Source organism: Mesorhizobium sp. A556, assembly GCF_054489545.1.
The window spans coordinates 131131-144064 of sequence record NZ_JBTMXA010000005.1 but is presented as its reverse complement, the minus strand read 5'-3'; the positions used below and the strand labels follow the sequence as shown (position 1 = coordinate 144064).

Genomic DNA, 12934 nt, shown 5'->3' with positions numbered 1-12934 from the left:
TCAAGCGGCCGGAATACCGCCCCCGAGCACCACGGAATAGGCAGCCGCGTCGATATTGCCGCCGGAGATCACGCAGACGACGTTGCCCGTCAGATCGGGCCGAGCGATCGCGGCAGCGAGCGAGGCTGCGCCCGCCCCCTCGGCCACGATTTTCGCCTTCCTGAACAAGAGCCGCATCGCCTCTGCCACCTCAGCGGGACTGACGGCGATGGCACCGTCGATCAGGTCGCGCACGACGGGCCAAAGCTGCGGCACCAGCGACGGGCCGCCGATACTCTTGATAAAGGACGGACGGGTCTCCACCGTCACGATCCGCCCGGCTTCAAGCGAAGCACGGACCGGGGCGGCGCTGTCGTCTTCGACCGCGAAGACACGCGCCCGTGAGGAAACGGCCTTGACCGCGCTGGCCACCCCGGTGGTCATGCCGCCGCCGCCATAGGGGGTCAGCACCACGTCGACATCGGGCAGGTCCTCGACGATTTCCATGCCGATGGAGCCGTTTCCGGCCAGTACCGCCTGGTCGGTCACCGGGTTGATCAGCAATTCCGGCGCATTCGGCCGGTCCGCGCCGATGATGTAGTCCCACCAGGTCTCAGCGCTGATGAAGCGCGCCTCGCCGCCAAGATTCCGCACCCCATCGATCTTGGTCTGCGGCGCCCCGCGATACATGTAGGCAACCATCGGCATGCCGACGAGTCGCGCGGCGAAGGCCATGCCATAGGCCATGTTGCCGGAGCTGGTGACCGCGACGCCGTCGCGGAGGGTCGCGGGATCGCGTGACAACACGGCGTTCAGCGCCGGACGGAGCTTGAAAGCCCCGATCGGTGACAGCGTCTCCAGTTTCAGGAAGATTTGCCGGCCCGGCAGCCCGAGGTCGAGTTTTACCAGCGGCGTGCGCACAAAATGGGGTTCTATGCGCGCACGCGCCTCGGCGATCTCGTCAAGTGTCGGGCGGCGTGGTGCGGTCATGGCGAAGTCCCCCGATACTCGCAGGCGGCTGAGAGATTGCGGGCGGCGGAGCCCGCAGTCGCCGGATCAGGTCACCGCCGCGCGCACGGCAAAGCGCGCGCCCTGCCAGAAACCGCTTTCCAGTATTTCTTCCAGCACGGTCGCCGCCTGCCATACGTCGCGAAAACTGGTGTACAGCGGCGTGAAACCGAAGCGCAGGGTCGAGGGTGCGCGGAAATCGCCGATGACACCGCGCTCGATCAGCGCCTGCATGACCTCATAGGCATTGTCGTGCCGGAACGAAACCTGGCTGCCGCGCCGCGCACTATCGCGCGTGGTTTCCAGCAAGACGCCATGCCGGCCGCATTTCACCTCGACCAATTCGATGAACAGATCGGTCAGGGCGACGCTCTTGCGGCGCAGGGCCGCCATGTCTACCTCGTCCCAGATGTCGAGCGCGCCCTTCAGCGCGCGCAGCGACAGGATCGGCTGCGTGCCGCACTGGAAGCGTCCGATGCCTTCGCTGCCCGAAAAATTGCGCTCCATGGCGAAGGGGCGCGCATGCGCCCACCAGCCGCTCAACGGCTGGACGATGCCGGCATGATGTCGGTGCGCGGCATAGATAAAGGCAGGCGAACCCGGCCCGCCATTGAGATATTTATAGGTGCAGCCGACAGCGAAATCCGCGTCCGCACCGTCGAGATCGACGGGCAGCGCACCGACACTGTGGCAAAGGTCCCAGACGATGAGCGCACCCGCCGCGTGGGCCTTGCGGGTCAACGCGGCCATGTCGCGCAATTCGCCGGTCTTGTAGTTGACGTGGTTGACCAGGACCACGGCGGCATGCTCGTCGATCAATTCCTCGATCGACGGCGCATCGACGCCCTCCAGCCGCAGCGTCGTGCCGGGCCGGGTCGAGGCGACGCCCTCGGCCATGTAGAGATCGGTCGGAAAGCTGCCGCCCTCTGCAACGATGACGTGGCGCTCCGGTCGCAAGGCGAGTGCGGCGTGCAGGACCTTGTAGATGTTGATCGACGTCGTGTCACAAACCACCGTCTGGCCGGCGGCGGCACCGATCAGGCCGCCGATCCGGTCGCCCAGTTGCAGCGGCAGGTCGAACCAATCGGCCGTGTTCCAGCTGCGGATAAGCCCCTGGCTCCACTCCTCCGTGGCCGCCTTTTGCAGTTCGGCGAACACCGCCGGAGATGCCGCGCCCAGCGAGTTCCCGTCGAGATAGATGATCCCGTCCGGCAGGATGAACCTGTCGCGAAACGCACGAAGCGGATCGGCGGCGTCCAGCGCTTCGACGGCGGCTTGGTCGGGTAGTTTGGGCATGCTTATACTTCCAGCTACTCGCGAAAAGTTTCTCGCGCCGCTGCCGGCCCGCGATTGAGCTTCAGGCTCGGCAGGGCCAGCATGATGAGCACGAACATGCCGGTGGCGAGCTTGAGATCGGGCGGCGGCATGCCGGCGGCAAGACACAGCGAAACGAGCTGGTAGTAGACGATCGCGCCGACGAACGGGGCGAGCAACTGCCGCAGCACCGTCTGCTTGCCCGTGATCGCCTCGCCGATCATCAGCGCGGCAAGGCCGTTGATGAGGATGCCGAGGCCCATATTGACGTCGGCAAAACCCTGGCTTTGCACCATGAGCGCGCCGCTGCCTGCCGAGAACGCGCCAGCCAGCCCGATGCCACCGATGGTGGCGGCCCACACATTGATACCCTGCGCTTCGGCCATGTCGGGGTTCGCGCCGACAGCACGCACGGCGGTGCCCTTCTCAGTCTTAAAATAGAGGCAAAGCAGGATGAGCACGGCCACGCTGATGATGCCGGCAACCACGATCTTGCTGGCCGGAAAGCCTTCCCGCAACCCCGGCACCCAGTCGAACACCGTGGCATTGCCGAACACGGACAGGTTGGAGCGACCCATGATGCGCAGATTGACGCTGTAGAGCATCGTCAGGATCAGGATGCCGGCGAGCAGCGTATGGATGCGAAACCGTAGATGGATGAACGCCGTGCAGCAGCCAGCGGCAAAGCCGGCGGCAAGCGCTGCGGCGATAGCCGTCAGCGGTGAAGCGCCGCTGGCAAGCACGACGCCGCACACGCATCCGCCAAGCGGGAACGCGCCCTCGCTGGTCAGGTCGGGAAAGCTGAGCATGCGGAACGGGATCATGATGCCGAGCACGACGAAGCTGAGGATGAAGCTTTGCGCGAGCGTGACCGGGATCAGCGCTATGAAGCTCGACAGCGTTTCTTCAAGAAAACCCATGCTCAACTCGCCAGCAGCATACGGTCGGTCTTGACCGAGAAATGTCCGATCAGGTCCGTAACCGTGATGTCGCGCTTTTCGTCGCCGGTGATTTCGAGACGCACGCGCCCGGCATCCAGCATGATGACGCGGTTTCCGAAATCGATGGCGTGCTGCATGTTGTGCGTCACCATCAGCGTCGTCAATTTCAAGGCTTCCACGGTTCGGATGGTCGCTTTCATGACGATGTCGGCGGTGCGCGGATCGAGTGCCGCCGTGTGCTCGTCGAGCAGCAGCAGATCGGGCGAACCGCTGACCGCCATGATGAGCGACAGCGATTGGCGCTGGCCGCCGGAAAGCAGTTCCACCTTTGTGTCAAGACGGCTTTCGAGCCCGAGCCCGAGCACCGCCAACCGCTCCCGATAGGTCGCCATCCGCGTTGCGTTGAGACCAAGGCGCAGGCTGCGCTTGGTGCTGCGAAGGTCGGCAAGCAGCATGTTTTCGGCGACCGTCATGGACGCGGCGGTGCCGCGCATCGGGTCCTGGAACACACGCGCCAGCCGCGCCGCGCGCTTATGCACCGGCGTTGCCGTCACATCGTCGCCATTGATGAGGATCTGGCCTGAATCCAGCATGAGCGAGCCGGAAATGGCATTGAGCATGCTGCTTTTGCCGGCGCCGTTGGAGCCGATGACAACGCCGAAGTCGCCGCTGGCCAATGTCAGGGTGAGATCGTCCAGCGCGATTTTTTCATCCGCCCGGCCTTGATAGAAGACCTTTCGGGCCGATCGGATTTCCAGCATCTGCCCCCTCCGTGCAACCGCAACCGGGTTGAAAAAATGGCGGCGACACGGTCGCCGCCATTCATTGATCGGTTCGCTGGATCAGTCCGCGAAGCAGTTGCAATTGTCGAAGGATGCCGGGATTTCGATGCCGAATTCTTTGGCGACCTTACGCGAAATCAAGGGCGCATGGTCTGCATAGGCTGGCCTCGAAGGCGCAATGCTCTTCGGGTCCGCACCCTTCAGGATCTGCGCCGCAATCTTGCCGGCGTTCTCGCCGACCTGCTCGTAGTTCACGGCAAAGCTTGCCGGCACCACGCCGCTGCGGACCGCGCCGTCATCGGAGTTGACGATGGGGATGCCGGCCTGGCGGGCTGCCGCCGAAACCGCCGCGATCGCCGGCTGAAGAAGGTTCGAGGCCGGCGTGTAGATGACGTCGGCCTTGCCGGCCAGCGAAGCGATGCGCTGCTGGATGTCGTTCACATTATCGACGCCGACCGAAACGACCTCGAAACCGGCAGCGGGCGCGGCTTCCTTGACCTTTTCGAGCAGCGCCACGTCATTGGCCTCGCCCGGATTGTAAGGCACGCCGAACCTCTTGGCATTGGGCAGAAGCTCATGCGTGAACTTCATCACGGCCGCCATGTCCTGAAGGTCGCTGGAGCCGGTGATGCCGTCGCCTCCGGAATCCCACGAAGGAACCAGCTTCGCCGCAACCGGATCGGTAACGGCCGTGAACACGATATCGATGCCCGAACCGGCCAGCGCCTTCATCGCGATCTGCGATACCGGCGTCGTCACGGTGTAGATGATCTTCGGATTCTCCGCCTGAAGCTTGGCGATCATCTGCGGCACCAGCGAAGCATCGAAATTGGTGTGGCTTTCCGAATAAACGACGTCCTTGCCTTCGACGAAGCCATTTTCGGCCAAGGCTTTCTTGAACCCGGCGATGGACGCATTAAGCTGCGGATGTTCGCCGAAATTCGCGATGCCGATACGGATCGGATCGGCTGCGGCCGTAGCCACGCCTGCCATGAACGCGCCAGCCAGGACCAGTCCTGAAAGCCAGCCGGATTTAGAAAAAGTCATGATACCCCCTCCCAGAGACAGGCACGCGCAACAGGCGCTCTCGCCATTCTGGAGAAGACAATAGCCGCTCCAAAAAGGTTGTCAAACAGATATATATAGATAGGCAACATCGCCAACATTATATATAATCCGGCTGTTCTGCTGTTTCACACAGAGGTGACGCCACCTCGCTCATCCTATCGCAGGCGCCATGAACAACCAAGTCTCATCAAGCAAGACGGAAGCGGCCTACCGGCTCCTGCGCCACGACATTTTGACGACGCGGCTGAAACCCGGCGCGCCGTTGAAACTCGGCGCTTTGCGCGATGCCTATGGCGTCGGCTGGACACCGCTGCGCGAGGCGCTGTCCCGGCTCGAGGCGGAGAAGCTGGTCACCGCGATCAGCAACCGCGGCTTTGCCGTCGCGCCCGTCTCGCGGCCCGAACTGGAAGATTTGGCGCGCGCGCGCATGGTGGTCGAACTGCCGCTGCTGCTGGAGTCCATTGCCAATGGGGGGGCAGAATGGGAGTCCGCGGTGGTGACGAGCCACTACCGCCTCTCGCGCTGCAAGGTCGCCCCGGACGACCCATCCGAGGCAGCGGTCGACGAATGGGACGAAAAGCATGCTGCCTTCCATGGCGCCTTGCTAAGCGCCGCCAGTTCGAACTGGCTCTTGCGGTTCCAGGCGACCATTTCCGACCAGTTGCGCCGCCACCACCGCTTTCTCGGTCTGGCCCCCATATTGAAGGCGGCCGAAGGCTTCCAGGACGGCTATGAAAAGGCCATCGCCGCCTTGCGCGAAGCGATGGCGATCGAGCACCATACCGCTTTGATGGAGGCGGCCCTGGACAGGGATAGCGAGCGCGCCCGCATCCTCATGGCCGAGCACATCGGCTACACCCTGCACGCATACATCAACTACGACGATGCCGGTGCGCAACCGGATACGCCCCATCGGCGCAGGTCCAGGGCGTGAAATCATGAAGATGGTCCGGCGGACCGTCAGCCTTGGTTCAGGATCATGTCGGACGCCTTTTCGGCGATCATCACCGTTGGCGCATGCGTATTGCCCGAAACGATGGTCGGCATGATCGAAGCGTCGACGACGCGAAGCCGCTCGATGCCATGCACCTTGAGTTCCGCATCCACGACGGATCGGGCATCGTCCCCCATTCTGGCCGTCCCGACCGGGTGAAAGATGGTGGTCGCGATATCGCCGGCCGCCCGCGCCAGATCGTCCGGGCTGCTGATATGCGTGCCGGGCTTGAATTCCTCGGGGCGATACATGCGCAAGCGTTCGGTTGCCATCAGCCGCCTTGCTTGGGTGATCGACTGCGCGGCGATCTCGCGGTCGCCGTCGGTCGCCAGATAGTTCGGCGCAATCATCGGCGGCTGGTGCGGATCGGCGGAGCGGATACGCACGTGACCGCGCGATTCCGGCCGAAGGTTGCAAACCGAAACGGTGATCGCCGGGAAGCGGTGCAGCGGATCGCCGAACTTCTCCAGTGACAGCGGCTGTACGTGGAACTCGATATTGGGCGTATCGAACCGGGGATCGGAGCGCATGAAAATGCCGAACTGGCTTGGCGCCATCGCCATCGGGCCGGAGCGCCTGAGTGCATATTCCAGCGCGATGCCCGCCTTGCCCCACAAGGTCGCCTGCCGTTCGTTGAGCGTCGCCGCGCCCTGTATGCGGAACGCCGTGCGTATCTGGAGATGGTCCTGAAGGTTTTCGCCGACACCCGCCAGATCGTGGAGAACCTCGACCCCGTTTTCCTTCAGGAGCGCTGATGGACCAATTCCGGAAAGCTGGAGCAATTGCGGCGAGTTGACCGCACCGGCCGAAAGCACAAGCTCGCGCGAAGCCATAGCTGTGGCCATGCGCCCATCGGCGTCACGAAACAGAATACCGGTAGCACGGCGTCCGTCAAAAAGGATGCGTTCGGCCAGCGCATGGGTGACGACGCGAAGATTTTGGCGCGACCGCACCGGCCGCAGGAAGGCGCGCGCCGCGCTGAAGCGCACGCCATGGCGCTGGTTGACGTCGAAATAGCCCGCGCCCTCATTGTTGCCGGTGTTGAAATCCTCGGTTGCCGGAACGCCGAGTTCGCCCGCCGCCTCCCGCACCGCATCGAGGATCGGCCAGTTCAGCCGCTGCCGTTCGACGCGTAGCGGCCCGCCCTGCCCGTGATTTTCATCGTCGAGCTGGTAGTGATCTTCCGAGCGCCGAAACAGCGGCAGCACGTCCGCCCACCCCCAGCCGGGATTGCCGAGTTGGCGCCACTGGTCGTAGTCGCGCGCCTGCCCGCGCATATAGATCATGCCGTTGATGGAAGAGCAGCCGCCCAGCACCTTGCCGCGTGGGTAGGAAAGAGAGCGGCCATTGAGGCCTTTCTCCTTTTCCGTGCTGTAGCACCAGTCGGTGCGCGGATTGCCCATGCAGTAGAGGTAGCCCACCGGAATATGGATCCAGTGATAATTATCCCGCCCGCCGGCTTCGAGCAGGAGAACGCGGTTGCGAGGATCGGCGCTCAGGCGATTGGCGAGAACGCAGCCGGCCGAGCCGGCCCCCACGACGATATAGTCCCATTCGCCATAATCGATGGCGTCGATACCAGTCTGGCCGTCCGTTTTCCTGCCCATCGTCCTATTCTTCTCCGACAAGGGCGCCTGCCGCAATCGGGCAATGGAAAAAAGCCGTATCTGTCAGACTCCGGCGCCCATCTGGTACAACCAGGGATGTTCTCGACGACCGCCGCGTGGACCGGCCGAAAACAAGGTATCCGCCGCAGCCGGACATCTTTCCTTGACGAAGGCATGAACCTTGGATCATTTATGAATCATAACAAGCAGCCTCCGAGTACTGGACAAGCTGCAACAAGGGAGGACTACCAGTGAGATTATCGTACCTGATTTCCGCAGCACTTCTGGCAACGACCGCAATTCCCGCCATGGCCGCCGATATTTCTGACGGCAAGGTCAAGATCGGTATCCTCAACGACCAGTCCGGCGTCTATGCCGACTTCGGCGGCAAGTGGTCGGTCGAGGCGGCCAAGATGGCGGTCGAGGATTTTGGCGGAAAGGTTCAGGGCGCGCCGATCGAGATCGTCGATGCCGATCACCAGAACAAGCCCGACATCGCCTCCAACATCGCCCGCCAATGGTACGATACCGAACAGGTCGACTCCATCATGGAACTGACCACCTCTTCCGTCGCGCTTGCCGTGCAGGGCGTCTCCAAGGACAAGAAGAAGATCGACATCGTCACGGGTGCCGCGACGACCGACCTGACCGGCAAGGCCTGTTCGCCCTACGGGTTCCACTGGGCCTACGATACGCATTCGCAGGCTGTCGGAACGGGCGGTGCGCTGGTGGAGGCCGGCGGCGACAGCTGGTATTTCCTCACCGTCGACTATGCGTTCGGCTATTCGCTGGAAGAACAGACCTCCACCTACGTCAAGGACAAGGGCGGCAAGGTGCTGGGCTCCGTGCGCTATCCGCTCGGCACCACGGACTACTCCTCCTTCCTGCTGCAGGCGCAGTCCTCGGGCGCCAAGGTCATCGGCCTTGCCAATGCCGGCCTGGACACTTCCAATTCGATCAAGCAGGCCTCGGAATTCGGCATCGTGCAGGGTGGCCAGCGGCTGGCAGCGCTGTTGTTCACGCTGGCGGAAGTGCATGGCCTCGGTCTTGAGGCAGCGCAGGGCGTCGTGCTGACGGAAGGTTTCTACTGGGATCGCGACGACAAGAGCCGCGAATTCGCAGAGCGCTTCTTCAAGCGCACCAAGCGCATGCCCAACATGATCCAGGCCGGCACCTATTCGGCCGTGATGCAATATCTCAAGGCGATCGACAAGGCCGGCACCGACGAGACCGAGGCTGTCGCCAAGGAACTCCATGAAATGCCGGTCAACGACGCCTTCACCCAGAACGGCAAGGTGCAGTCCGACGGCTCGATGGTGCACGACATGTATCTCTATCAGGTCAAGAAGCCCGAGGAGAGCAAGAAGGACTGGGATTACTACACCTATCTCGCCACCATTCCCGGCGACAAGGCGTTCATGTCCGCTTCCGAAAGCGGTTGCGACCTTAAGTGACGGGTGCCGCCGGCGTGGCCACGGCACCGACAAGCTCTGACGACAAGCCGCAGGTGGTGCTTTCCGCCCGCGGCTTGCGGCGCGATTTTGCCGGCTTCACCGCCGTCAACAATGTCGATCTCGACGTTCATCACGGCAAGATCCATGCGCTGATCGGGCCTAATGGCGCCGGCAAGACCACGGTCTTCAACCTGCTGACCAAGTTCCTGGCGCCGACCAGCGGCAGGATCGAACTGCTCGGCCGCGACATCACCCGCACCTCGCCCGCAAAGGTCGCGCGCATGGGCCTGGTGCGGTCCTTCCAGATTTCGGCGGTTTTCCCGCACCTCTCCGTGCTCGACAATGTGCGCGTCGCCCTGCAGCGGCCGGGTGGACTAAGCACCCAATTCTGGCGCTCGGCCGACACACTAGACCGGCTGACGCCGCGCGCCATGGAACTGCTTACATCCGTCGGCCTCGACGACGCCCGAAACCGTCTGGCCGGCGACCTGTCCTACGGGCGCAAGCGCGTGCTGGAAATCGCCACCACGCTGGCGCTGGACCCCAAGGTCCTGTTGCTCGACGAGCCGATGGCCGGCATGGGCCACGAGGACGTCGGCACCGTTTCCGACATCATCCGCTCGGTCGCCAGGGATCGCGCCGTGCTGATGGTCGAGCATAATCTGACTGTCGTTTCGGACCTCTGCGACTGGATAACCGTCTTGCAGCACGGAGAGATACTGGCCGCCGGCGACTACGCTACCGTCAGCAACGACGAACGGGTCAAGGTCGCCTATATGGGCACGGAGTACGCCTGATGGCGCAAAATTCGCCCCTGCTGGCAGTACGAGGCCTCAACGCCTGGTATGGCGAGAGCCATGCGCTGCACGGCGTCGACCTGGAGGTCTTTCGCGGCGAGACGGTCACGCTGCTCGGCCGCAACGGGGTCGGCAAGACGACCACCTTGCGTTCCATCGTCGGCCTGATCCGCAAGCGCACCGGCGAAATCGCCTTCGACGGCCACGATCTCATGCATCTGCCACTGCACCGCACCGCCTATGCCGGCATCGGCTTCGTACCGGAAGAACGCGGCATCTTCGCCACGCTGAGCGTGGACGAAAACCTCGTCCTGCCGCCGGTCGTCGCCAAGGGCGGCATGAGCGTCGAGGAAATCTTCGACCTCTTCCCCAATTTGAAAGCGCGCCGCAACAGCCAGGGCACCAAGCTGTCGGGCGGCGAACAGCAGATGCTGGCCATCGCGCGCATGTTGCGCACCGGCGTCACCATGCTTTTGCTGGACGAGCCGACCGAAGGGCTGGCGCCCGTCATCGTGCAGCGCATCGGCGAATTGCTAGTGGAACTCAAGGCGCGCGGCATGACCATCCTGCTCGTCGAGCAGAACTTCCGCTTCGCCAGCCGCGTCGCCGACCGCTTCTACCTGATGGAACACGGCAAGGTGGTGGGCGGCTTCCCGGTCGGCGAACTGTCATCGCACATGAGCGAACTTCACGAAGTGCTGGGGGTGTGATGGTGAGGAACCGTGACTTGAACTCCCACTGGTCCAGATCGCCGTTGGCTTCCGAAAGGGCGCGGCATGGATTCCCGACCGCTCGCGCTACGCACTCGCTCACGAGGCCGGGAATGACGGAGTTCTTTGCTGCCCGTACTGGTGGCCTGCTTCACCGGTTTGCAGACGGATGCAAGCAAACCCGTCTTTCCCGGCCTCGTGAGCGAGGAACGAGCGGTCGGGAATCCATGGCGCGTCGCCAAAGACATCAGCGCCTGCCAAAACATGGTCGCAAGGCAACGCAGCCAGCGCTCAATCTAACCGCGGCAACCCGGCCATGACGATGATCTTCGGCATTCCCATTCAGGCGCTTCTCGGCCAGTTGCTGGTCGGCCTCATCAACGGCTCGTTCTACGCGATGCTGAGCCTCGGCCTGGCGATCATCTTCGGCATGCTGCAGATCATCAACTTCGCCCATGGCGCGCAATATATGCTGGGCGCTTTCGTCGGCTATCTGTTGCTTAACTATCTGGGCATCGGTTACTGGCCCGCTTTGATCCTGGTGCCGGTCCTCGTCGGCCTGTTCGGCATGGTGATCGAGCGGCTGGCGATATCGAGGCTCTACGGCGTCGATCCGCTCTACGGGCTTTTGTTCACTTTCGGCCTCGCCTTGGTTCTCGAAGGCATTTTCCGTTATTATTACGGCGTGTCGGGCAACCCTTATTCGGTTCCGGCGCTGCTATCGGGCGGCACCAATCTCGGCTTCATGTTCCTGCCCATCTATCGCGGCTGGGTGGTGATCGCTTCGCTGATCGTGTGCTTCGGCACCTGGGCGCTGATCGAGAAGACAAGGCTCGGCTCCTATCTGCGCGCCGCAACCGAAAACCCGCGTCTCGTGCAGGCATTCGGCGTCAACGTCCCGCTGCTCCTCACGCTCACCTATGGCCTGGGGTCGGCGTTGGCCGGGCTTGCCGGCATTCTGGCAGCCCCCGTCTATCAGGTCAGCCCGCTGATGGGGTCCGACCTCATCATCGTGGTCTTCGCCGTCGTCGTGGTCGGCGGCATGGGCTCGATCCTCGGTGCCATTGTCACCGGCTATATGCTGGGGCTGGCCGAGGGGCTGACCAAGGTGTTCTACCCCGAGGCCTCCAACCTCGTCATCTTCGTCATCATGGCGATCGTTCTTCTGGTCCGCCCCGCCGGCCTGTTCGGAAAGGACGCCTGACATGGCAGAGGTGACGCTTCAGGAGGCCCGCGCCAAAACCTCCGCGCGTCTTGAATGGACGCTGGTCGCGCTCGGCATAATCGCGCTTCTGGCCGCACCCTTCTTCGTCTACCCGATCTTCCTGATGAAGATGCTGTGCTTCGCGCTGTTTGCCTGCGCCTTCAATCTGCTGCTCGGCTATACCGGCTTGCTCTCCTTCGGCCATGCCGCCTTCTTCGGTGGGGCTGCCTATTTCTGCGCCCACTCCGTCAAGGTCTGGGGCTGGCCGCCGGAAGCCGGCATCCTGCTCGGTGTCGCGGGTGCCGCCGTGCTTGGCCTGATCATGGGCTTCTTCGCCATCCGCCGGCAGGGCATCTACTTTGCCATGATCACGCTGGCGCTGGCGCAGATGTTCTTCTTCTTCTGCGTGCAGGCCCCGTTTACCGAGGGCGAGGACGGCATTCAGGGCGTGCCGCGCGGCCACTTCTTCGGCGTCATCGACCTGCATGAACCCCTCAACATCTACTATGTGGTGTTGGCCGTCTTCCTGATCGGCGTCTTCGCCATCTGGCGCATCGTCAACTCGCCCTTCGGCATGATCCTGCGCTCGATCCGCGAAAACGAGAATCGCGCCATTTCGCTCGGCTATTCGGTCGCCAACTACAAGCTTGCCGCCTTCGTCATGTCGGCAGCGCTGGCCGGGCTTGCGGGTGCCATGAAAGCCATCGTCTTCCAGTTCGCGACGCTCACCGACGTCACCTGGCAGATGTCGGGCGAGGTCATCCTGATGACGCTGCTTGGCGGCATCGGCACCATGGTCGGGCCGATCGTCGGCGCGGGCCTCGTCGTCGGCCTGCAGAATACGCTGGCGACCTCCGGCTTTCCGGTCACCATCGCCACCGGCGCGATCTTCATGATCTGCGTGCTCGTGTTCCGCCGCGGCATCGTCGGCGAAATCTATGCCCGCCTGATAAAGCCTGACGATGCGCCGAAAGGCTGACGCTCGCACGTTCGGCCAAACGGCTTTCAACCTCGTCTCCTGAAACCGGCCTGAAAAATCAGCCGGCCGGTCATTGCCGGTTGACGAATTGCGTTTG

Annotated in this window: 12 protein-coding genes; 6 read left to right on the top strand and 6 right to left on the bottom strand. The window is 63.1% G+C overall.

The window, feature by feature from the left end; genetic code table 11:
- The 5 genes from ACX3P0_RS12870 to ACX3P0_RS12850 all read right to left on the bottom strand — a co-directional run bounded on the left by ACX3P0_RS12870 (position 1) and on the right by ACX3P0_RS12850 (position 5071).
- The gene (locus tag ACX3P0_RS12870; protein ID WP_459088988.1) at positions 1–969 is read right to left on the bottom strand and encodes a threonine ammonia-lyase; all 969 of its coding nucleotides are present in this window, start codon (positions 967–969) and stop codon (positions 1–3) included.
- A 66-nt stretch (positions 970–1035) separates the two neighbouring features.
- Positions 1036–2283, bottom strand: coding sequence for a kynureninase (gene kynU, locus ACX3P0_RS12865; protein WP_459088986.1), 1248 nt, complete (start codon positions 2281–2283; stop codon positions 1036–1038).
- 14 nt (positions 2284–2297) lie between these two features.
- Positions 2298–3221 (bottom strand): ABC transporter permease, encoded by a 924-nt coding sequence (locus ACX3P0_RS12860; RefSeq protein ID WP_459088984.1) that lies wholly within the window; start codon positions 3219–3221, stop codon positions 2298–2300.
- A gap of 2 nt (positions 3222–3223) precedes the next feature.
- Positions 3224–4003, bottom strand: coding sequence for an ABC transporter ATP-binding protein (locus ACX3P0_RS12855; protein WP_459078018.1), 780 nt, complete (start codon positions 4001–4003; stop codon positions 3224–3226).
- Positions 4004–4084: 81 nt separating this feature from the next.
- Entirely contained in the window at positions 4085–5071 is a 987-nt protein-coding gene (locus ACX3P0_RS12850) for an ABC transporter substrate-binding protein (RefSeq protein ID WP_459088982.1), read from the bottom strand.
- Between the two features lie 190 nt (positions 5072–5261).
- Here ACX3P0_RS12850 and ACX3P0_RS12845 point away from each other — a divergent pair, with 190 nt between their 5' ends.
- A complete protein-coding gene (locus ACX3P0_RS12845) occupies positions 5262–6026 on the top strand; it encodes a GntR family transcriptional regulator (protein ID WP_459088980.1) in 765 nt (254 codons plus the stop codon).
- A 26-nt stretch (positions 6027–6052) separates the two neighbouring features.
- Here ACX3P0_RS12845 and ACX3P0_RS12840 read toward each other — a convergent pair whose 3' ends face one another.
- Positions 6053–7693: a GMC family oxidoreductase gene (locus ACX3P0_RS12840; protein WP_459088978.1), complete on the bottom strand. Its 1641-nt coding sequence runs from the start codon at positions 7691–7693 to the stop codon at positions 6053–6055.
- A gap of 308 nt (positions 7694–8001) precedes the next feature.
- Here ACX3P0_RS12840 and ACX3P0_RS12835 point away from each other — a divergent pair, with 308 nt between their 5' ends.
- From ACX3P0_RS12835 to ACX3P0_RS12815, 5 genes are all read left to right on the top strand, one after another.
- Positions 8002–9147 (top strand): ABC transporter substrate-binding protein, encoded by a 1146-nt coding sequence (locus ACX3P0_RS12835; protein WP_459078242.1) that lies wholly within the window; start codon positions 8002–8004, stop codon positions 9145–9147.
- Positions 9144–9944, top strand: coding sequence for an ABC transporter ATP-binding protein (locus tag ACX3P0_RS12830; protein WP_459088976.1), 801 nt, complete (start codon positions 9144–9146; stop codon positions 9942–9944). The genes ACX3P0_RS12835 and ACX3P0_RS12830 overlap by 4 nt, the downstream gene beginning before the upstream one ends.
- On the top strand, positions 9944–10654 hold the full coding sequence (locus ACX3P0_RS12825) for an ABC transporter ATP-binding protein (protein ID WP_459088974.1): 711 nt from the start codon (positions 9944–9946) through the stop codon (positions 10652–10654). Before ACX3P0_RS12830 ends, ACX3P0_RS12825 begins: the two co-directional genes overlap by 1 nt.
- 316 nt (positions 10655–10970) lie before the next feature.
- Positions 10971–11858 (top strand): branched-chain amino acid ABC transporter permease, encoded by an 888-nt coding sequence (locus ACX3P0_RS12820; RefSeq protein WP_459078012.1) that lies wholly within the window; start codon positions 10971–10973, stop codon positions 11856–11858.
- Position 11859: 1 nt separating this feature from the next.
- Positions 11860–12837: a branched-chain amino acid ABC transporter permease gene (locus ACX3P0_RS12815; RefSeq protein WP_459078011.1), complete on the top strand. Its 978-nt coding sequence runs from the start codon at positions 11860–11862 to the stop codon at positions 12835–12837.
- The last annotated feature ends 97 nt before the right edge of the window (positions 12838–12934 follow it).